The following is a 21,734-nucleotide window of genomic DNA, read 5'->3' as shown; positions in this document are numbered from 1 at the left end:
AGCCAGTGAGTTGGCCGAACGGCCAGTCTGACTTAAGCTAACAATCGATTCTTTAAATTCATTTGAATATTTAATTGCCATAATAAAAAGCTCCTTTATGATGTATTATATCGAACAGTTTGTCCGTAATTCCATCATAGGAGCCAGTTAAAGTTAATTAGAAAATAAGGAGTGAAACGCAATGAAAAAATTAATGATTGTTTGTGGTAGTGGTATTGCAACATCAACAATAGCAGAGGGTAAGATTAAGGAATATTTAGAAAAAGAAGGTGTACTTAGTCAAGTACAAACATATAAAGGGAACATAGCAGAATATATTAATCAAATTGATGATTATGATGGATTTGTTAGCACAACTATTGTACCTGATAATGTAAAAGATAAAGTAATCAATGGAGTGCCATTATTAAGCGGAGTAGGAGTTGATAAGGTTTATGAACAAATAATGACTAAATTAAATTTAAAATAAAAAAGAAGATTCTAAGAATTCAGTTTCTTAGAATCTTTTATTTTGGCTGTTGAAATATTATTATTTATGATACTTTCGCGATTTCTGGGTTGTTCCTTCTCAACATGCGTTATACTATTAGTCAGTTACTATTTTGATCAATTGAAGTAAGAGGAATTTTAAATGCAAAAAAAACTAGTTATCACGGAAAAACCGAGTGTTGCCAAAGAGCTTGCTAAAGTTCTAGGAACAACTCAGAAAACTAAAACCTATTTTGAGGGTGATCAATACGTCATTACTTGGGCGTTTGGGCATTTGTTATCGCTGCAATTACCAGAGGATATCAAAAAAGAATGGCAACAATGGCGTTTGGAAGACTTACCGATTATTCCGAAACATATCGGTTTAAAGCCATTGCCTAAAACGGGTGGGCAATTAAAAGCCATCAGTCACCTCGCCAACCGCAAAGATATTTCAGGTGCGGTGATTGCAACTGATTCGGGGCGTGAAGGGGAAGCCGTTGCGCGCTATATTTTGGAATGGATTAAATTCGATAAGCCGGTTGAACGGCTCTGGATTTCATCGCAAACGACTAAGGCAATTAAAGCAGGGTTTGCAAACTTAAAACCGGCCAAGCAATTCGATAATTTGTACGCATCAGCGTTAGCACGCGGCAAAGCGGATTGGTTGATTGGCTTGAACGTGACACGGGCATTGACGACCAAGTATGAAGATAATTTATCCGCTGGTCGGGTGCAGACACCAACGTTAGCCTTTGTGAACGAAACGGCACAACAAATTAATCGTTTTAAACCGCAAACCTACTACACAATTCACTTGACGGTCGATCAACAGCAAGCCGCCTTACAATTAGCAAATCCGCAAAGTATTAAGACGCGCCAAGCGGCAGACGACTTAGTTGCACAATTGCAACAAGCCAAAGGCCAAGTGGTCAGCGTCAAAACAACGCAGAAATCGCAATCAGCACCTTTACCATATGATTTAACGGAACTCCAACAAGTGGCCAACGCAAAGTATGGTTTATCCGCGAAAAAGACGTTATCCTTGATTCAATCATTGTATGAAATCCATAAAGTTGTTAGTTATCCACGGACGGATTCGAAATATCTCTCAACAGATATTGAAGGGACTTTGAAGGAACGGTTGTCGGCATTAGTCAAATTTGATCCACGTGCTAAGCAATACTTGGGGCAAGGCAGTCAGGTCAAACAAAAAGCCGTCTTTAATGGTGGCAAAGTAACGGATCACTACGCTTTAATTCCAACTGAAGAACCCGTTCGTGCCGAAAAATTATCGACGGATGAACTACGCATGTATCGCTTGATTGTAGAACGCTTTTTAGGGTTATTTGCTGATCCATACGTGACAGCTGTTACGAAAGCCACCGTTAAGTTTGGTGATCAAACCTTTACGTTTAAGCAAACAAAAGTCGTGCAACAAGGTTGGCATGCTACCGATAAAGAGGGGCAACCAACCGCGACGGCCGACTGGCGAGAAGGGATGGTAGTTCGCGCTAATTTTGCGGTTAAAGAACAATTGACGACGCCACCTAAGCCATTGACTGAAGGGACGTTGCTCGGGAAGATGGAACACTACGGTTTGGGGACGCCTGCCACTCGTGCTGAAATCATCGAAAAATTAGTCCGTAGTGAACTCCTAGAACGACAAGGTCATGCTTTAGCAGTGACGCCAAAAGGCCAGCAACTTTTGAAATTGGTTAATCAGACCTTGGTTTCACCAGAACTGACAGGAAAATGGGAACAGTCGCTTGAAGCGATTGCCAAAGGCGAAGAAAATCCGAAGGCGTTCATCACTGAAATCGAGGGTGCCACTAAGACCTTGGTCGGTGAGATTAAAAAGAGTGAGACGGAATACCGCGATTTTGCAGTGACGAATAAAAAATGTCCGGAATGTGATCATCCGTTAAAAGAACGCAATACGCGTGACGGTAAAATTTATGTCTGCACAAACTGTCACTATCGGCGTCGGAAAGATCCGAAGGTTTCCAACCACCGCTGCCCACAATGTCATAAGAAAATGGTGATTATTGAAGGGCAAGGTGGCGCATACTTCCGGTGTCTTAATGATGGGACGACCGAAAAGATGCTCGACAAAAAAGATCGTAAGAAGAAAATCTCTAAACATGAAGAACGCCGCTTGATTCAAAAAGTGAACCAAGAAGATGAACCAGCGGAAAGTCCATTAGCCGCTGCATTGCGTAAGGCAATGGAAAAATAAGCTAGCAAAAGAGGTAGCAACTAGAATTATTCTGGTTGCTACCTCTTTTTTTTGTTTAGAAAAGTTGTTTGACTTGTTGTTTGGTGCGGTCAACAATATTCTGACCGTCTTTGACTTGCATGCTAGCATCTAAGTGAGAACGACCAGTCATGTAATCGAATGCGACGCCAGGTTCAACATTCCAGACGTAATCGTTGAAATTCAGCGTGCCATCTGTTGAAATGGCTTGAACCCAGTAACCGCGCGGCATCAGTTCATTACCCCGAAAAACGGTCGTGACTTTGTAAATCACTTTTTTGTTTGCTTCGAGCGCAGTGCGGACTTTTTCTTCAAAAATCTGCATCGTTTTCTGATTACTGTACGCGCTTTGGGTGGCGAGGTTAAGTGGATTATCTAAACTGCCTGGTTGACCAGCTTGAAAGTTACCATTCTGATCAAAATTAAAAGTGAGTGTATAAGCAATCAAGTGGCCACGATTTTGCGGTGTGATTCGGCGGCCATTGACAATCAGAGGTTGATTATGCCAACCCGTTGGATTCCAAATTTGGCGCGTCCGGCCTTCTGATTTGCCCAGATTCCGCTTTGATAAGTAAGCTGTGACGCTAGTTGTTCGGTTAAGCTGGTCGAGTTGCCCATAGACGATTTTTTCACCTTGCCAATCCGTTGCTGTTAATTGGCTTTGTTCGTTATTAATTGGTAGATAGGCCGCAGCTCCGCTTTTAAAATCTTGATCAGCAATGGCTTGATAATCAGGACTGACTGAGGGTGTTTGTTTAGCTGGTTGCTCAGTAGCAACTGTAGCAGGGAACACATTTTGTAAGACATTGTTGCGACCACCGAGATAACCGACTGCCAAGATAGCAATGGTTAAGATGGTTCGTCTAATTTTTTTCGTTTTCAAAAGAGATACTCCTATTAATGAAAATTGATTTGAGACAAGATAAAAACCCACGAGATGAATTGATCATCGGTGGGCTGAAGGTATTATTTTGAACTATTGCGTAGTGTCAGCGTCGTGCCAATCGTAATGACTTGGGGGATAATTTCGCTAGCGGCGAGTTGTTTAACCAATAACTCGGCAGCTGATTGGCCCATTTGTTCAGTGTAAACTTTAACGGAACTTAAAGTAGGGAACGTGTATTGGCAAATTGAGGTATCGTTGAAACTAATCAGGCTGAGTTGTTCAGGGACTTTGATGCCTGATTCATGTAAGGCGCGTAAAGCGCCGACTGCCATTGCATCATTGGCGATGAAGAGGGCTTCTGGTAAATCGGAACTTTGGTCTTGTAATAATTGTATCATGAGTTGGTAACCTGATTCGGGTGTAAAGTCACCGGTTAAAATCCAATCGGGGTGATAGTTTTTTTGAACTTTGAGTAACGTCTTAAAATGAATAAAACGGGGATCCGGTCCCAATTTAGTATTATCAGCAGTGCTCTCTTGACCAGTTAACATACCAATTTTAGTTAAGCCAGCGGTTGTAAAATGGTTGATTACGGATTTAATTGGTGTTTTGAAGTCGGTCATCACACAGCTGACTTCACAATCGAGCGTGTTCATGTCGACGAAGACGAGGTTGTGGTTGAGTTTTTTTAGGCGCTTAATCTGCGCAGGGCTGTACTTACCAATTACCACAGCACCCGTAGCATCATGGAGCGTATCAAATGGATCGTTTTGAAAGAAGCGTGTTACGTCATAACCAAGTTCTTTGAGTTTCTTTTCAACGCCAAGTCGGATGGAGAGGTAGTATAGATCTTCCAATTCTTCTTTAGCGGTATACCATTCGACAATCGCAATGCGTCCGCGTTGCTGGTTCATTTTGCGCGTGTTTTTACGATAGTTTAAACTTTCGGCGGCTTCGAAAATCCGTTGCCGGGTCTCATCGCCAACCGAAAGTGTTTGATCATAATTTAGGACCCGCGAAACGGTTGCATTCGAAACGTTAGCGAGTTGAGCAATATCTTTGATCGTTGCCAAGGTGCACCTCTCAATTCAATGTTTACTATTACTTAGTTTAGCATAACCAATGAAAAGAAAGCGATAGTTAACAAAAAAGATTGATTTTTTAGTAAATGTTTAGTAAAATGAAAGCGATTAATAAAGGAGGAATTTACTATGAACATGACAGAATTAAATACCGCATTCGAAAACGCATTCCACAAAGCACCGGAAGCGAGCTACTTCGCACCAGGTCGGATTAACTTGATTGGTGAACATACTGATTACAACGGCGGGCATGTTTTCCCAACCGCGATTACATTGGGCACATATGCAGTCGTTGCTAAACGTGATGACCAAACAATCAATTTATTATCTGGGAACTTTGAAGATGCGGGTGTCATTTCATTTGACCTCAGCGACTTATCTTATCAAAAGGCCCACAACTGGGCGAACTATCCAAAAGGGATGATTGTTTACCTTCAAGAACAAGGTTACACAATCGACAGTGGTTTGGACATTTATTTAAAAGGCAATATTCCAAACGGCGCTGGCTTATCATCATCCGCATCAATTGAATTATTAATGGGTGTGATTCTAGAAGACCAATTCAATTTAGAAATTGACCGTGTCGACCTTGTTAAAACCGGTGTCATGGTTGAAAATAAATTTATCGGCGTTAACTCAGGCATCATGGATCAATTTGCCGTTGGAATGGGTAAAGCCAACCATGCCATCTTACTAGACACGAACACATTGGATTACGATTTAGTCCCAATTGATTTGCAAGACAACGTGATTATTATCATGAACACTAATAAACGCCGTGAATTGGCCGATTCAAAATATAATGAACGTCGCAGTGAATGTGAAAAGGCCTTAGCCATTTTACAAACGAAGAATGATATTCAATCATTGGGCGATTTAGATAACGAAACCTTTGATTTACAAACATACATGCTACAAGATGAAAACTTGTTGAAACGTGCACGCCATGCGGTTTCTGAAAACCAACGGACAATGAAGGCCCGCGAAGCCCTGAAGAACAACGACCTTGAACGTTTCGGCAAATTAGTTAATGCGTCACACGTGTCATTGCAATTTGATTATGAAGTGACTGGGATCGAATTAGACACACTCGTTCAAACCGCTTGGCAACAACCAGGGGTCTTAGGCGCTCGGATGACTGGTGCGGGCTTTGGGGGTTGTGCGATTGCAATTGTTGCTAAAGACCAAGTCGACAACTTTGAAACGAATGTTGCTAAAGTTTATACAGACAAGATTGGGTATGCGCCAAGTTTCTACGTGGCAGAAATTGCCGATGGCGCTAAAAAATTAGGTTAATCAGTCAACTGAAGAGGAGAATGATAAGATGACAGTTTTAGTATTAGGTGGCGCCGGCTACATCGGCTCGCACACCGTTGATCAATTAATTCAACGCGGCACGGATGTCGCCGTTGTCGACAGTCTCGTCACCGGCCATCAAGCCGCCATTAATCCACAAGCGCGCTTTTATCAAGGCGATATTCGCGACAAAGATTTCATGCGCAGCGTCTTCCAACAAGAAAAAGTCAGCGGTGTGATTCATTTCGCCGCTTTCTCAATCGTGCCCGAATCGATGCAAGCACCACTTAAATATTTCGACAATAACACATACGGTATGACTGCCTTACTCGAGGTGATGAATGAATTCGACGTCAAACACATCGTCTTTTCATCAACAGCGGCCACTTATGGGGAACCGAAATCAATTCCAATTAAGGAATCCGACCCACAAGTCCCAACCAACCCGTATGGTGAAAGTAAATTAATGATGGAAACGATGATGAAATGGGCTGACAGAGCTTACGGCATTAAATTCGTTGCATTACGGTACTTCAATGTCGCTGGTGCCAAACCAGATGGTTCAATCGGAGAAGATCATCACCCAGAAACCCACTTGTTGCCAATCGTGTTACAAGTGGCTGCTGGCAAACGTGAACAACTTTCCATCTTTGGTGATGACTATGATACACCAGATGGCACTAACGTCCGCGACTATGTCCACGTGTTAGACTTAGCCGACGCCCATATTTTGGCCCTCGGTTACCTCGAAGAAGGCCATGATAGTAACGCCTTTAACTTAGGCTCATCAACTGGTTTTTCAAATATGGAAATTGTCGAAGCCGCTCGCAAAGTGACTGGCAAGGCAATTCCTGTGACAATGGCACCGCGTCGTGCTGGTGATCCAAGTACTTTGATTGCCGCAAGTGACAAAGCACGCGAAGTCTTGGGTTGGACGCCACAGTATGACAATATGGAAGCAATTATTGAAACTGCCTGGAATTGGCATTTAAATCATCCAGCAGGATACGCAGATCGGTAGAGGAAAGCATATGCAAGCAAGAGAATTGATTCAAACATTTATTGAAAAAGTGATTATCTTTCAAGACACACTTTATAAAGCAGAAGACCAACAGTACTTATTTAATCTCGTCTTAGACCTTGTTGGTGAAGAGGACAGTAACGTTGCGGTGACTGATCAAAGTCTCATCGGATTAAAGGACGCGTTGTTGCGTCTTGCAGTTGCGAATAGCCGGATTGAGAATTTAGCGGCAGAACAAGATATTTTAGGGGCGAAGTTGATGGATTTGGTGACGCCATTACCAAGTGCGGTGAACCGCCATTTTTGGCATCAATACGAGAGTGATCCCCAACAAGCACTTACCGACTTTTATGAATTAAGTCGGGCCAACGACTACGTTAAAGTGGCCGCAATCGCGAAAAATATCGCTTATCAAGTGCCGACGCAATATGGCGACTTAGAAATCACGATTAATTTATCGAAGCCGGAAAAGGATCCGAAACAAATTGCGTTAGCCAAAACGATGAAACAAACCGGCTACCCCAAATGTCAATTATGTCTGGAAAATGAGGGGTATACGGGGCGTTTAGATTTCCCAGCACGGCGTAATCATCGCATCATTCGTTTTGAATTGGCAGGTCAGACTTGGGGCTTCCAATATTCACCATATGCTTATTTTAATGAGCATTCGATTTTCCTTGATGGTCAACATGAACCAATGGTGATTAATGAAACGACCTTCAAAAATTTATTACAGATTGTGAAGCAGTTCCCCGGCTATTTCGCTGGGAGTAACGCTGATTTACCGATTGTCGGTGGTTCGATCTTAACCCATGAACATTATCAAGGGGGTCGTCACGATTTTCCAATGGCTAAGGCGCCAATCGAGACACCACTACATTTTAACGGGTATAATGATATTCAGGCGGGAATTGTGAAGTGGCCAATGTCAGTCATTCGTTTGACGAGTGCGAATGCAACGCATTTGGAAACACTCGCTGCACAAATTTTAACTAGTTGGCAAAATTACAGCGATCCAAGTGTCCAAATCTTAGCCCACTCAGAAGACGGCACACCACATCATACGATTACGCCGATTGCGCGGATGCGAGACGGTCAATTCGAAATTGATTTGGTACTACGCGACAATCAAACGTCTGCAGAACATCCAGATGGAATTTATCATCCACATGCAGATGTGCAACATATTAAAAAAGAAAATATTGGTTTAATCGAAGTGATGGGCTTAGCAATTTTGCCACCACGACTCAAAGATGAAATGGCTGAGGTTGAACACTATCTCTGCGATCAACCAAACCAGATGGCCGCTTACCATCAAGAATGGGCAGATACGATTAAAGCCGCTAACACATCGATTACATCAGATAACGTAACGGAATTAGTGCGGACTGAAGTCGGCAAAGTGTTCATGCGCGTTCTAGAAGACGCTGGTGTTTTCAAATGCAACGAACAAGGTCAGGCAGCATTTATTAAATTTACGCAACATGTTTAACCTATAAGGAGGGACATTCATGAAGTATTGGCGAGAAGCATTTGGAGAAATAAATGGTCAAACGGTTTGGCAGTATTGGCTAGAGAATCGTCAGGGGTATCAATTAGCCGTGACAGAATACGGCGCAACGATTACTCACTTGGTGATGCCGGATCAAAGTGGTCAGATGGCCAATGTTGTGATTGGCTATGACACCCTAGCGGATTTTGTAAAGCAACAAGCTTATTTTGGTGCGACAGTGGGACGCGTAGCTGGCCGCATCGGTCAAGGTGCTTTTACACTCGATGGTCATGATTATCAAGCACCGATTAATAATGGCGCCAACACGAATCATGGTGGCCCCAATAGTTTTGAATCGCAAATCTGGCAATCATCAGTGGTTGAAAAAGATGATGCGATTAGTGTCGTTTTCATGTTAACGAGTCCAGATGGTGAAAATGGATTCCCCGGTAATTTAGCGGTGACCACGACGTATACGCTAAATGAGGCCAATGAATGGCTAATTGACTATCAAGCAACGACTGATAAAACCACGTTGTTTAACCCAACATGCCATGTCTATCTGAATTTGACGGGGGACTTTGATCAATTTGTTGGCCAACACACATTGCAAATCGATAGTGACCGTTTTGGTGCCATTCAACCAGACGGCTTACCAACCGGGGAATTAGTCCCAGTTGCGGGCTCTGTCTTTGATTTACGTCAACCGCGAGCTTTGCAAGTCGCTTTTGATAGTGAAAATACGCAAACTAAATTGGTCGGTGGTTTTGATCATCCATTCCTATTGAATCAAACGTCGGGTAAAGCGGATGCGATTTTACGCGATCCCGAAAGTGGCCGCTCGATCACAATTGATACAGAAGGGAATGCAATCGTTATTTATACCGCCAATGGCTTCGGGGACGAACCGAACTTAACAAATCAGGCAATTCAACCCCACCAAGCAGTGGCGATTGAAGCCCAAATGATGCCAGATGCCATCCATCATACCGAGTTTGGTAATATTGTTTTGCATCCTGGCGAACAATATCAACGGCGGACCCGATATAAACTCAATTAATTTATTTTACGCTTGCATGCGGTTACAAAATCGCGTATAATTGACTTGTTTAGATGACCGATTCTGGTGGCTAGATAATAATTGTGTATTTAAAAGGAGTAACATCATGGAAAAAGGAACAGTAAAATGGTTTAACAATGAAAAAGGTTTCGGCTTTATCTCAGCAGAAGGTCAAGACGATATCTTTGTACATTTCAGTGCAATCCAAGACGAAGGCTTCAAGTCATTAGAAGAAGGCCAAGCGGTCGAATTCGACATCGTTGAAGGCACACGTGGACCACAAGCTGCGAATGTTGTAAAACTTTAATTTAGAGGAATTAAATACGACTATTCTAATTTAATTAAATTTAAATTAGAATAAAATCGTTCATGTTTATAAAAAAATAGCATAAAAGTGTTGACTTCATTTATCATGTGAACTATGATAAGCACATAAGTTAATAAAGCGATTGAAAAGCGCAGTAGAATTAGTAACCACTATTACAGAGAGTCGGGATTCGGTGAGACCTGACATATGTTTCTAAGTCGAATTACACTTTTTGTTTTATCAAATCGTACGTTGAATTTACGTTAAAATCTAGAGTGATATTTTGAAAGTGCACTTTCAAAATATAACACGGGTGGTACCGCGAAAAAATGACATTTCGTCCCAGTAATCTTTATTTTATTAAAGATTACTGGGACTTTTTTAATTTAGGAGGAAATTTTGATGAGAAAAAATATTATTGATGAATTAACATGGCGTGATGCGATTAACCAACAAACAGATGCTGAAGGCTTACGTGAATTAGTAGAAAACAACAAGATTTCTTTATACTGTGGGGCTGATCCAACTGGTGATAGTTTACACATCGGTCATTTGATTCCATTCATGATGATGAAACGATTCCAATTAGCTGGACATCACCCATACATCTTAATCGGTGGTGGGACAGGATCAATTGGTGATCCAAGTGGTCGTAATTCAGAACGCCAGTTACAAACAATGGAAAAGGTTCAAAAAAATGTTGAAGCTTTATCAAACCAAATGCGGAAATTATTTGGTAAAGATGCCAATGTTACTTTTGTTAATAACTACGATTGGTTATCAAAAATCTCATTGTTGGACTTTTTAAGAGATTACGGTAAGAATTTCAACATCAATACAATGTTAGCTAAAGATATTGTTGCTAGTCGTTTGGAAGTGGGGATTTCATTTACTGAATTCACATACCAAATTCTACAATCAATTGATTTCAAACACTTACATGATGAACATAACATCCAACTGCAAATTGGTGGGGCTGATCAATGGGGCAATATTACTTCAGGGATTGATATGATTCATAAACTTGAAGGTAGCGACGAACCCGTATACGGTTTAACAATTCCATTAATGTTGAAAGCTGACGGAACTAAGTTTGGTAAGACAGCAGGTGGTGCAATCTGGCTTGACGCTGAAAAGACTTCACCATACGAATTCTACCAATTCTGGGTAAATCAAGATGATCGTGATGTTATTAAATACCTTAAATTCTTCACATTCTTAGAAGAAGACGAAATTGAAGAATTGGCACAAAAAGTTGCAACAGAACCTGAAAAACGTGAAGCACAAAAACGTTTAGCACAAGAAGTGACACGTTTTGTTCACGGTCAAGAAGCATTAGATGAAGCGGAACATATTACTGAATTACTTTTTAAAGGTAATATCAAAGCTTTAGATGTTGTTGAAGCAGAACAAGCTTTTGGTAAAGCACCATCAGTTGAAATTAGTAAAGAAGCTAAAAACATTGTTGACTTCTTAGTGGATACAGGTATTGAATCTTCAAAACGTCAAGCACGTGAAGATGTTCAAAATGGTGCCATTACAATTAACGGTGACCGTATCCAAGAAACTGATGCGATGATTGACCCGATGACTAGCTTTGATGGCAAGTTTGTGATTATTCGCCGTGGGAAGAAGAATTACTTCTTAGCACGTGTTACTGACTAGAGACGTTCCAAAAATTAAATGAAGGCTTTTGTATCTATACTGAATGTTACTGGGTTCTTCGTGAATGTAGATCATATAGTATAACCCCAAAATACAACTGCAAAGGTAGCCGTCAAACGTTGTTTGACGGCTATTTTTCGTACTCTAAAAAATCAGAATCGCTTTCATAGGTTTGCTTTTATGGACAATGAGCGTATTCTATTGATTGGGGTTATACTATATCTACAATTTAGGAGGATTTTTTGTTATGAACAACCTTGTAAAAATGAACGAATTAAACCATGAATTCTACAACCAAGCTTCATATGTAACTGGTAGCATCTATGGTAACGAATACCTAACATCACATACTGACTTCGCTATTCCTGATTATGGTAACAGTCCATTCAAGTTTGTTAATAACTTAGGCGTTACTGAAGAAGGCTGGGAAGAAGCTGGTAAAATAACTGTTCTTCGTGCCGCTGTTATGACACCATACATGAACAAAGAAGAAAACTTTGATTACTTTGCTCCTAAGATCAAACAAGCTATGCAAGAAAAATTAGAAGCAATTTACGAAGATCGTAAATAATTCTAAGTAATTGTTTAGTAAAAAGAGAAAGCCGCGCAAGCGGCTTTCTTATTGTGAGATAAAATCGGAGGAAAAGTAAAAATGGAAAATAAACACGTTAATAAAATTGCCTTAGGAACCTTTATTGGTTTAACGATGGCTTTATGTGCAACTGTTCGTAGTATTCCTACGTTAGCTGCAACGGGCTGGGCTCAAATCAGTTATTCAATCTTTGCGGTATTGTTCTTTGCATTACCAATGCTTTATTGCTGGTGAATTAGGGACTGCAATGCCTGAAGAAGGTGGCCCACAACTTTGGATTAAAACAGCGTTAAGTAGTAAATTAGGTTTCGTTGCAGCATGGTTACTTTGGGTACAAATGTTCCCAGGGATGGTAATGGTTGCTTCAACAATCGGACCTTTATTGGGTAACTCATTTGGTAATCCAACTTTAGGGAATAACCACTGGTTTGTTCTTGGTTGTATCCTTGTGTTCTACTGGATTATCACATTATTAAGCTTAAAATATGATATGGCTAAAGTCGGCGGCAATATCGGTGTTTGGTTAGGTGTTTATATTCCAATCGTTATTATGGCGGTTATGGCGATTGCTGCATTAATCAAAAACGGCATCATGCCTGGCGGTACATTGGGTCACTTCTCAATGGGCAAATTAATTCCAACTAAAGATGGTTTATCATCATTGAAATATATGGCTGGTATCTCATTCATCTTTACTGGGATTAAAATGTCATCTGTCTTTATTCCACGTTTACACAACCCATCAAAAACCTTTACTAAAGGGATTTTCGTTTCATTAATTGGCTTAGTTGTCTTGAACTTAGTAAACGCAATGTTAGTTGCTAACGTTGTACCAATGGGTAAAATGGAACTTTCAAATATTACACAACCAATCTTAATTTATTGTCAAATTCTTGGTTGGCCAACAATGATCGCCAACATCTTCAGTTTCATGGTCTTCATTGGTGTGTTATTACAATTATCAGCTTGGGTAACAGGTCCTTCAAAGACAATCATCCAAGTTGCTCGTGATGGTTATTTACCAGCAAAATTAGGTTTCCACAAACAAAACCAATATGGTGTTTCAAAAAATGTTGTTTTAACACAAACAATCGCCATTTCATTATTTGCTTTATTATATGGTTTCATGAAAGATGTCAACGGCGTATTCTTAACGTTAACAAATGCAACAACAATCTTGTATGCAATTGTTTACTTATTAATCGCAGTGGCTGTCTTGAAATTACGTAAAGATCAACCAGACTTAGACCGTCCATACCGCATTGGTAAAAAAGGGAACGGTCTTGCATGGACTGTTTCAATTGCGTTGATTTTAGGGATTGCGATTATTGTCTTTGCAACCTTATTCACAACAAGCTTGTCACAATCATTATTGGTTGTTATCATTTCAGTTATCTTCACTATCATTCCATTTATTATTAGTAAATATAAGAATGATCAATGGTTAATTGACATCCAAAAAGACATGCAACAAAAATAGTTTCAAAAAAACGGTCAGCTGTTAAAAGTCTGACCGTTTTTGATAGTTTTGACAATTGAATAAGTTAGAGGGTGTTCAAATGACACAAGAAAAAAAGAAACATACAACGAGTTTACTGGAATCAATTGTGATTTTGGTCGGGATGTTAGCTTGTCTTGGTATTTTAATCATTAAATACAAGATGACACCACATATTCCAATCTTAATGGTTTTTACAGTGCTCTTATTTTATGGCAAGTTTCGTGGTTATTCTTGGGATGAAATTCATGATGGCATAGTTGAAGGGATTAAACCGGGGATTATTCCGATTATTATCTTTTTACTGATTGGCGTGCTCGTGGCAACTTGGATTGCTAGCGGGACCATTCCAACGATTATGTATTATGGGTTTAAGATGGTATCGGTTAAATTCTTTATTCCAACTATTTTCCTATTGTGTACTGTGATTGGGATTACCGTGGGTAGTTCGTTTACAACCATTTCAACAATGGGGATTGCCTTTTTAGGAATTGGGCATATATTGGGGTTTTCAACCGCATTGACGGTGGGCGCCATTGTATCAGGTGCGTTTTTAGGGAATAATCTCTCACCTTTGTCGGATACCACTAATTTAGCATCAGGAATTGCTGGGATTGATGTTTATGATCATATTAAAAGTATGGCGGAAACGGCACTGCCAGCAGCGCTAATCTCGCTCGTCTTTTATGTGGTGGTCGGTAGTAGCTCGAAATCAGCTAATATGGCCGGCATTCAACAAATGGCAGACGTATTGATGACGCACTTTGATATCTCATTTTGGGCGATTTTACCCGTCATCATCTTGTTTATTTTTGCGTGGCTAAAAGTACCTGCAATTCCGTCGTTATTAATCAGTTCATTTAGTGCTTTGTTTATCACACTTTTTAGAAGTAAACAGCATTACAGTCTAAAAGTATTGTGTGACATGCTAATGAATGGGTTTGTTGCAAAGACGGGTAATCGCCAAATGAATGTGCTACTTTCAAGAGGTGGGATGGCAAGTATGTTAAATTCAGCTGCCTTGATTATCCTTGCTTTATCACTTGGCGGCTTACTGATTAAGTATCAAGTGGTTGAAGTGCTGATTACAAATATTCAGCAGTTCGTTAACACACCTGGGAAGCTGATTATGATGACCATTGTGAGTGCGACTGGGATTAACTTCTTGGTTGGTGAACAATATTTGTCAGTTATTCTTTCAGGAGAAACGTTCAAATCAGCATATGATAAATTGCCATTAGATCGTAAGTATTTAAGTCGAACGCTTTCTGCCGGTGGTTCTGCAGTCAACGCCTTAGTACCATGGGGCGTTAGTGGGATCTTCATAGCTGGGGCTCTCGGGGTTAATCCAATTGACTATGTACCGTTTGCGACTTATTCATTTATTGAACCAATTATCAGCATTGTGATTGGTTTTACCGTTGTTACTTGGCGCTATAGAAAAAATCAAGCGAAGTAATGGAAACTTCCTCAATCAGGAATTATTTTTGATTGAGGAAGTTTTTTATTTTTAACTAAAACCACGGTATAATAGACGGAGTAAACTTAAAAGAAAGAAAGTGACTCACAGATGGCATTAAGTTATGTGGATAATCCGCAGGTTCAAAAAAATCGTTGGCGAATATTGACGGCTGTCGGACTATTTACCTTCATGTCGACGCTTGATGGCAGTATCGTTAATATTGCACTTCCAGTCATGAGCCGTGATTTAAAGATTCCGATGAATCAAGCGGAATGGATTGTGTCGATTTATCTGATTATGATTTGTGCCTTATTATTATTATTCGGTAAAATTGGCGATGCTTTTGGGAAGGTCAAAGTGTTTAAAATTGGAACCTTCTTATTCGTTATTGGTTCCTTGTTGTGTGGCTTTAATGGCGGCTTACCATTGTTATTAGGTGCACGCGTTGTTCAGGCTTTAGGGGCATCAATGACGATGAGCAATAATAATGGGATTATTACCGAGGTTTTCCCACTGAAAGAGCGTGGGCGAGCGTTGGGGTTAACCGGATCATTCGTTGCGTTAGGTAGCATTGCCGGGCCCGGGATTGGTGGGCTAATCTTAGCGCATTTTAGTTGGGGCTATATTTTCTGGATTAACGTGCCAATTGGAATTTTAACCATTATTTTTGGGCATTTTATTTTACCGAAGGATATTGTTAAAACACATGAAAAAATTGACTATGCTGGGTTTGCCAGTTTTGCAGTTTTAATTGTTAGTTTATTCCTCGGCATTTTCATCGGCCAACAAATTGAATTTACCTCACCAATTATTTTAGCGGCCTTTGTCGTTGCCTTAATTAGTGCTGGCATCTTTGTTTGGATTGAACAACATGTAGAACAGCCATTATTATCGTTTAGATTGTTTAAAAATATCGATTTTAGTTTGAGTTTACTCTGTGCGTTCTTAATTTTCATCGTTAACTTCTTCTTCAATGTGATTTCACCATTCTATCTGGAAAATGCGCTAGGCTTAGCGCCTAATCTTGCCGGTTACAGTTTAATGATTTTCCCAATTGTTCAAGTGGTGGTCGCACCGATTGCCGGGAGTATCTCGGATCGAATTGGGCCAGAAATGTTAACCTTTATCGGGTTAGTGTTGATTTCGATCAGTCAGGTCGGTTATATGTTGATGAATCTACAAACACCGATCTGGTTATTCATGTTCTTCGTTGGCTTAGTTGGGCTTGGGAATGGGATTTTCCAAGCACCGAATAACACGATTGTCATGAGTTCCGTCGGTGTTGAAGATCTAGGGATTGCTGGCGGGATTAACGCCCTCGCGCGGAATCTTGGGATGGTCTTTGGGATTTCATTGTCAACGACGGTTTTATATGCCGCAATGAGTCGCAATTACGGGCAAAAAGTGACGGGGTATATTCCAGGTCACGCGAATGTGTTCATCGCTGGGATGCATGATGCCTTTATGGTTGCGCTAGTGATTTGTTTAATCGCAACGGCTCTAACCGGTTGGCGGATGTTGAAATATCGCAAAATAGCTTAACTATTCAAAAATAGCGCCGCTCATCAAAAAGATGGGCGGCGCTATTTTTGTGGATTTAATTAACTTCTTTTGGTCCGCTGTTAGCAGCAGTTTGACCTTGGGTATAGGCCAATAAGTGTTCGCGCAGATCATTTTCCATGTGGTTGAGTTCTTTTTCAGCCACTTGGCGTTTTTCGCGGCCTTCTTGTTGAATCTTGAGGGTTTCTTGTAAGGTTTCAACAAGATCATTTTGTGTTTTCTGTAAGGTTTCGATATCAACGACGCCGCGTTCATTTTCTTTGGCGGTTTCGATTGAAGACATCTTCAACATCGCACTATTTTTCTTCAAGAGGTCATTGGTCGTTTCAGACACTTGTCGTTGTGCAGTGACCGCATCTTTTTGACGGAGCAGGGTGAGGGCGATGGCAACTTGGTTTTTCCAGAGTGGAATCGCCGTGTTAATGGAAGCCTGAATCTTTTCAGCTAATGCTTGGTTGGTATTTTGAATCAAGCGAATCTGTGGTGCTTGTTGCAACGTGATTTGCCGTGCTAATTCTAAATCATAAGTTCGTTTTTCCAAGCGGTTCTTGAATTGATTGAGATCATTAACTTCTTGCACGACCATTTGATTATCGTCATTTTTGGCGCGTTCCATGGCTTCTGGAATCGTCGTTGTTTCTAATTCTTGAATCTTCAACTGACCAGCAGCAATATAAATATTGAGTGTATCGAAGTAGGCTTTATTCTTCGCATACAACGTTTCAAGCGTCTCATTGTCGCGCATTAATGCATTTTTTTCTTTGTCCAATTTAACGGCAATCCCATCAATTTGGGCGCCAATTTTTTGATATTTCGCAGTGATTTCATAGACCGACTTCTTAATCTTGCCAAACATCCGCTTGAAAACGTTGCTGTCTTCGGCGCGTAATTCGTCAGGATTGGCTTCGTTTAAACGGTACATCAATGACGTTAATGCGTCACCAATTTCGCCTGTTTCTTGGCTTTGGACTTGGTTGAGCATTGTTTGGGAGAAAGCGCCGAGTTTCTTTTGGGCTTGAGCGCCGTAATTCAAGACGGCTTGTTGGTCGTTGACGTCCAGTTGTTGTGCCAATTGTTCGGCCTGTGCTTGTTGTTCAGGGGAGAGCTTATTGATAATTGAGGCCTCTGTCTGGGGGGCTGCTTCTTCAGTGACAACTGGCGCACTTTGGTCGAAAGGATCTTTTAATAAATCATTCATTAAATCGTTTGTTGGATTGGGCGTTTCAGACATTAGTCTTCCTCCTTGTGATCTGGGGTGATTTGTTGTTGAGCGACGGAGACTTCTGTGTCTAAGTCATCGACGTCTTCGGCCACGAAATCCGCGTAGTCTTGTTGAATCTGTTGACTAAGCGCATCAATTGCCGCAGCCGATTTATCTAAAACGAGATAGGTATCGGCTGTCTTGACTTCATGATGGTTAATTTCGATGTATTTGCTAGTCAGTTCATTGATTGATGGTAAGTGCCGGTATAAAAAGTCGCCAGCATTGTGAAGCCGCTTTGGATCTTTCACAATCGCACGAAAAAGCGATTGGCTGACCTTGGTTGTATCGTGATTTAAATCGATTGCCCGTAATTTAGGAAGAGCTTGCATGTTGGTTGCAAGTACCTTAATTTGCGCTTCGGCTTGTTGCATCGTTTGTCTGAAAAAGTCAATTTCGTCATCACTCATGCCAGCATCTTGGTAGTGTTTCAGCATTTGTGGTGAAATATGCTGATCTTTTTTATATTCTGGTTGTCGTTTAAGCCGTTTGAGGCTGATTGTAACGTAGATCAGCCCTAATAATAAACCAAGGCTGAACCAGATGAAATTATCCCAATCACCATAAATATCAAAGCATGTTGCCAAAATTGGGATTGAGACAAGTGTAATGAGCATGCCTGTGCACCAAATCGTTATTTTTTTAAACATAATTGTCAGCTCCTGATTTAATTGATGCCTTCATTCTAACAGGAATTAAGGTAAAAGAGTATCCGCCTAAGGATGGATTTTTAATTCGGCCGTGAACCTGAATTTAGCATTGACGATGGCGGACGATTTTAAATGCGCGTATAATAGCGATTAAACGGTAAAGGTGGCATTAGCAGATGGATTATACAGAAAAGGTCCTCTCGGAAGAAACATTATTCAAGGGCCAGATCATTGATCTTGCCGTTCAACAAGTGGCACTGCCAAATGGACAAACCGCAAGTCGCGAGATTGTCTATCATCATGGGGCGGTTGGCATTATTCCGATTACGGCGGATAACAGCATCCTTTTAGTGCGACAATGGCGCGCCCCCATGCAACGTGAAACGTTAGAAATTCCTGCTGGAAAGATTGATCCAGGTGAAAAGAACTTAGATCAGGTCGCACTACGTGAATTGAATGAAGAAACGGGTTTGACGACGCAAAAGCTCGTGCACGTGACGGATTTCTTTTCATCACCCGGTTTTTCAAATGAATTAATGACTTTATACTACACTGATACACTAACGCCGGTCACGCATAAGCGCTCGCTAGATGACGATGAGTTCTTGAACGTCGAAAAGTTGACGTTAGAAGAAGCACAAGCAGCCGTTGCAGATGGCTTAATCTGTGATGCCAAAACGATTATGGCGTTGTATTACTGGCAATTACAAGCAAAATAGGAGCGGTAGAAATGACGAATGAACCTAAGACGCGCGAAGAATATCGACAACAAAAAGAGGCTGAAGAAGCCGCCTTTAAACAGCGCGATCAAGAGCGCCTCAGGACAGAACGTGAATATGCACGTGAACAACAAAAAGAAGCCCTTAAAGCGGTGACTGAAGACGAACCAGAAACAGCAACGCGTCGGACTAAGAAAGTCGATCCACCAGCGGTTAAACGAATGAAGAAACGGTTGAATTGGGCGATTGGGATTACCTTTGGCTTAATTATTATCGTTTACTTGATTCTTTTTTTCCTATAGAATGGTAAAGTTAATGTTTTTTTAGAATGGAGAGAATTAGTATGAAAATTAGTGTCATTTGCGCCATGGAAGAAGAAATTCGGACGCTTTTAACAAAATTAGAAGATGTGCAACAACACACGGTTGCTGGCAATACCTTTTATAAAGGTCAATTGTACGGTCATGAAGTGACGTTGGTTGAATCAGGAATTGGTAAAGTGCAAGCTGGGATGACGACGGCGATTTTATTAGCCGAAGAAAAACTAGATGTTGTGATTAATACCGGTTCAGCTGGTGGGATTGGTGAAGGCCTTCATATCGGCGACGTCGTGATTTCAAGCGAAGTCGCTTATCACGATGCAGAAGCAACTGCCTTTGGTTACTTACCAGGTCAATTACCACAACAACCCCAACGATTTGAAAGTGATGCTAAGATTGTTCAACAAATCGAAGCGGCGGCTAAAGCTGTTGACCTACAACCACGTGTTGGTTTAATTGTCACCGGTGATCAATTTGTTGCGAGCCAAGATAAAATCAAGGCAATCAAAGAAATTTACCCCGAAGCGCTCTCTTGTGAAATGGAAGGCGCTGCAATTGGACAAGTTGCAACGCAATTCAAGATTCCATTCGTTGTCATTCGCGCAATGAGCGACGTCGGCGACGAAGAAGCCGGCGTAACGTTTGACGAATTCATCGTAGAAGCAGGCCAAAAATCAGCAGCAATGTTGCTTAACTTCTTGAAGAATATTAAATAAAATGAGTGCGTTCAAGCTCGTTAAAGAAGAAGTGCGTTCAAACCGGGTATATTCCGAGCACTAGCCCAACAAGGCGAATGATTGCTGCAAGCAATCGTTTGACTTGTGTCGCTAGGCACAGGCATATGGTTTGAAAAGCACGTTAAATAAAAGAAGTGCGTCATCAACGGTTAGCTTTTGAGCATTTGCATAACTTAACGAATTAGCGACATAGTCGATGATATGATAAGTGTAGCAAAGCGCAGGAAGCTGTTGATGAAAGCACGTTAAGAAAATAAGTGTGTTCAAACCGATTATGTTCTGAGGATTAGCAAAATTAGACGAATAAGCGACGAAGCCGATTGTTTGGCTAATTAGGCTAAACGTAGGAACATGGTTTGAAAAGCACGTTAAAGGAGTCCACCCATGGAAAAATTCTGTCAAAGTTGTGGCATGCCACTGACTGCACAAAACCAAGGTAGTGAACAAGATGGCACCAAGTCAAATCAGTATTGCCAACTGTGTTACGTTGATGGTCAGTGGACAGAACCAACAATCACTTTTGAACAGATGCTTGAAAAAGGGATTGCTGGGATTCGTGCCGACCAAACAACCGGTAAGATGAAACAATGGTTCCTAATTAAAAGCTATCCGATGATGCTTAAAAAGATGCGTCGGTGGGCATAAGATTAAAAAAGAAACTTATCCTAATGGGTAAGTTTCTTTTTTTGGTCAAATGGCTAAATTCTGCTAAACTAACAACAACGTTACGAATGGAAAAGGGGGATGACAATGACACCGGAAGTGAGAATGTATTGGCAACAATTTGTAGAGCAGCAACAGTTGCCACCTAATTTACAACCAGCGGAGATTTATTCATTTGGGAATACAGAACAAATGGCCAATGAATTGGCACGATTGGTAGTAATCGGTCAAAAAACGGCCACCACTTCTGCGATTGAGTTGTATGAACCCGATGAGCATGTCCCGCAAGTTGGGGACTACAATGTTATTTTGGACGGACGAGACCGGCCGGTTGCAATTACGAAAACGACGGCGTGCACGATTGTTAAGTACAATCAAGTCGACGCTGAACATGCTTTTTTAGAAGGTGAGGGCGATCGGACGCTTGATTATTGGCGTTCAGCTCACGAGGCTTTTTTTAAAGCTGAATATACAGAGGCAGGGCGGGTGTTTACACCGGACAAACTGTGTTTATGTGAAGGCAAATTACAAGTTTAATCCGAACAAGCCCGGAATCTTTCAATGGCAGTCTGTTGATGATGTATTTTTAATGGTCGTTGATTAATTAGTTCAAGTGCTGCTAGGATCTCATCAGTCATTACTTGGCTAAAATTGGTCTTTTTCGGGAAGAACCAGCGTAACCGTCTATTAAAATATTCATTGGAGCCTCGCTCCCATGGTGAATATGGATGGCAAAAA

20 protein-coding genes, 2 pseudogenes and 1 other annotated feature are annotated in these 21,734 nt (G+C 41.0%); of the genes and pseudogenes, 17 read left to right on the top strand and 5 right to left on the bottom strand.

Annotated elements, in window-relative coordinates; genetic code table 11:
- Positions 1-181 precede the first annotated feature (181 nt).
- Both ACF1X7_RS09115 and ACF1X7_RS09110 read left to right on the top strand, forming a co-directional pair.
- Positions 182-469, top strand: coding sequence for a PTS sugar transporter subunit IIB (locus ACF1X7_RS09115; protein ID WP_064777065.1), 288 nt, complete (start codon positions 182-184; stop codon positions 467-469).
- Between the two features lie 162 nt (positions 470-631).
- A complete protein-coding gene (locus ACF1X7_RS09110) occupies positions 632-2,707 on the top strand; it encodes a DNA topoisomerase 3 (protein WP_411162691.1) in 2,076 nt (691 codons plus the stop codon).
- 55 nt (positions 2,708-2,762) lie between these two features.
- Here the strand turns inward: ACF1X7_RS09110 and ACF1X7_RS09105 are convergent, their stop codons facing one another.
- Both ACF1X7_RS09105 and ACF1X7_RS09100 read right to left on the bottom strand, forming a co-directional pair.
- On the bottom strand, positions 2,763-3,608 hold the full coding sequence (locus ACF1X7_RS09105) for a DNA/RNA non-specific endonuclease (protein ID WP_064777067.1): 846 nt from the start codon (positions 3,606-3,608) through the stop codon (positions 2,763-2,765).
- Positions 3,609-3,691: 83 nt separating this feature from the next.
- The gene (locus ACF1X7_RS09100) at positions 3,692-4,684 is read right to left on the bottom strand and encodes a LacI family DNA-binding transcriptional regulator (protein ID WP_411162690.1); all 993 of its coding nucleotides are present in this window, start codon (positions 4,682-4,684) and stop codon (positions 3,692-3,694) included.
- Positions 4,685-4,822: 138 nt separating this feature from the next.
- Between ACF1X7_RS09100 and ACF1X7_RS09095 the strand changes: the two genes are divergently transcribed.
- The 10 genes and pseudogenes from ACF1X7_RS09095 (at position 4,823) to ACF1X7_RS09050 (ending at position 16,628) form a co-directional block, all read left to right on the top strand.
- Complete coding sequence (locus ACF1X7_RS09095) at positions 4,823-5,989, top strand: galactokinase (RefSeq protein WP_039099501.1); 1,167 nt, start codon at positions 4,823-4,825, stop codon at positions 5,987-5,989.
- A 28-nt stretch (positions 5,990-6,017) separates the two neighbouring features.
- Positions 6,018-7,010: a UDP-glucose 4-epimerase GalE gene (galE, locus tag ACF1X7_RS09090; RefSeq protein WP_069468278.1), complete on the top strand. Its 993-nt coding sequence runs from the start codon at positions 6,018-6,020 to the stop codon at positions 7,008-7,010.
- A gap of 10 nt (positions 7,011-7,020) precedes the next feature.
- Positions 7,021-8,502, top strand: coding sequence for a UDP-glucose--hexose-1-phosphate uridylyltransferase (galT, locus tag ACF1X7_RS09085; RefSeq protein WP_411162689.1), 1,482 nt, complete (start codon positions 7,021-7,023; stop codon positions 8,500-8,502).
- Between the two features lie 19 nt (positions 8,503-8,521).
- A complete protein-coding gene (locus ACF1X7_RS09080) occupies positions 8,522-9,562 on the top strand; it encodes an aldose epimerase family protein (protein WP_064777070.1) in 1,041 nt (346 codons plus the stop codon).
- Between the two features lie 106 nt (positions 9,563-9,668).
- Entirely contained in the window at positions 9,669-9,869 is a 201-nt protein-coding gene (locus tag ACF1X7_RS09075) for a cold-shock protein (RefSeq protein ID WP_004270977.1), read from the top strand.
- Positions 9,870-10,002: 133 nt separating this feature from the next.
- Positions 10,003-10,217, top strand: a binding site (T-box leader).
- 54 nt (positions 10,218-10,271) lie between these two features.
- Positions 10,272-11,534, top strand: coding sequence for a tyrosine--tRNA ligase (gene tyrS, locus ACF1X7_RS09070; protein ID WP_064777071.1), 1,263 nt, complete (start codon positions 10,272-10,274; stop codon positions 11,532-11,534).
- A gap of 250 nt (positions 11,535-11,784) precedes the next feature.
- A pseudogene (locus ACF1X7_RS09065) lies at positions 11,785-12,105 on the top strand (tyrosine decarboxylase); the annotation flags it as partial.
- Positions 12,106-12,186: 81 nt separating this feature from the next.
- Positions 12,187-13,606: pseudogene (gene tyrP / locus ACF1X7_RS09060) on the top strand (tyrosine-tyramine antiporter).
- Between the two features lie 79 nt (positions 13,607-13,685).
- Entirely contained in the window at positions 13,686-15,083 is a 1,398-nt protein-coding gene (nhaC, locus tag ACF1X7_RS09055; RefSeq protein ID WP_064777073.1) for a Na+/H+ antiporter NhaC, read from the top strand.
- Between the two features lie 111 nt (positions 15,084-15,194).
- The gene (locus ACF1X7_RS09050) at positions 15,195-16,628 is read left to right on the top strand and encodes an MFS transporter (RefSeq protein WP_064777074.1); all 1,434 of its coding nucleotides are present in this window, start codon (positions 15,195-15,197) and stop codon (positions 16,626-16,628) included.
- Positions 16,629-16,683: 55 nt separating this feature from the next.
- Here the strand turns inward: ACF1X7_RS09050 and ACF1X7_RS09045 are convergent, their stop codons facing one another.
- Together ACF1X7_RS09045 and ACF1X7_RS09040 are read right to left on the bottom strand one after the other, a co-directional pair.
- Positions 16,684-17,877, bottom strand: a complete 1,194-nt coding sequence (locus tag ACF1X7_RS09045; RefSeq protein ID WP_146955294.1) for a toxic anion resistance protein — start codon at positions 17,875-17,877, stop codon at positions 16,684-16,686.
- A complete protein-coding gene (locus ACF1X7_RS09040) occupies positions 17,877-18,557 on the bottom strand; it encodes a 5-bromo-4-chloroindolyl phosphate hydrolysis family protein (RefSeq protein WP_004271132.1) in 681 nt (226 codons plus the stop codon). Before ACF1X7_RS09040 ends, ACF1X7_RS09045 begins: the two co-directional genes overlap by 1 nt.
- Positions 18,558-18,733: 176 nt before the next feature.
- Between ACF1X7_RS09040 and ACF1X7_RS09035 the strand changes: the two genes are divergently transcribed.
- The 5 genes from ACF1X7_RS09035 to ACF1X7_RS09015 all read left to right on the top strand — a co-directional run bounded on the left by ACF1X7_RS09035 (position 18,734) and on the right by ACF1X7_RS09015 (position 21,533).
- Positions 18,734-19,276: an NUDIX hydrolase gene (locus ACF1X7_RS09035; RefSeq protein ID WP_039099553.1), complete on the top strand. Its 543-nt coding sequence runs from the start codon at positions 18,734-18,736 to the stop codon at positions 19,274-19,276.
- A gap of 11 nt (positions 19,277-19,287) precedes the next feature.
- The gene (locus ACF1X7_RS09030; RefSeq protein ID WP_004271135.1) at positions 19,288-19,578 is read left to right on the top strand and encodes a hypothetical protein; all 291 of its coding nucleotides are present in this window, start codon (positions 19,288-19,290) and stop codon (positions 19,576-19,578) included.
- Positions 19,579-19,619: 41 nt separating this feature from the next.
- Positions 19,620-20,312 carry a 5'-methylthioadenosine/adenosylhomocysteine nucleosidase gene (locus tag ACF1X7_RS09025; RefSeq protein ID WP_411162688.1) on the top strand — a complete coding sequence of 231 codons (693 nt, stop codon included), beginning with the start codon at positions 19,620-19,622 and terminating at the stop codon, positions 20,310-20,312.
- A 405-nt stretch (positions 20,313-20,717) separates the two neighbouring features.
- Positions 20,718-20,978, top strand: a complete 261-nt coding sequence (locus tag ACF1X7_RS09020) for a zinc ribbon domain-containing protein (protein WP_004271133.1) — start codon at positions 20,718-20,720, stop codon at positions 20,976-20,978.
- 105 nt (positions 20,979-21,083) lie between these two features.
- Positions 21,084-21,533: an ASCH domain-containing protein gene (locus ACF1X7_RS09015; RefSeq protein WP_221276682.1), complete on the top strand. Its 450-nt coding sequence runs from the start codon at positions 21,084-21,086 to the stop codon at positions 21,531-21,533.
- Here the strand turns inward: ACF1X7_RS09015 and ACF1X7_RS09010 are convergent.
- Positions 21,530-21,734 (bottom strand): transposase (locus ACF1X7_RS09010; RefSeq protein WP_411162687.1); only part of this gene is annotated, 205 nt, incomplete at its 5' end. The genes ACF1X7_RS09015 and ACF1X7_RS09010 overlap by 4 nt on opposite strands.

Origin of the sequence: Latilactobacillus sp. VITA-14 (genome assembly GCF_046580785.1) — a bacterium.
Lineage (GTDB): Bacteria > Bacillota > Bacilli > Lactobacillales > Lactobacillaceae > Latilactobacillus > Latilactobacillus curvatus.
Note: the sequence above shows the minus strand (reverse complement) of the source record. Positions and strands in the feature narration are given on the sequence as shown.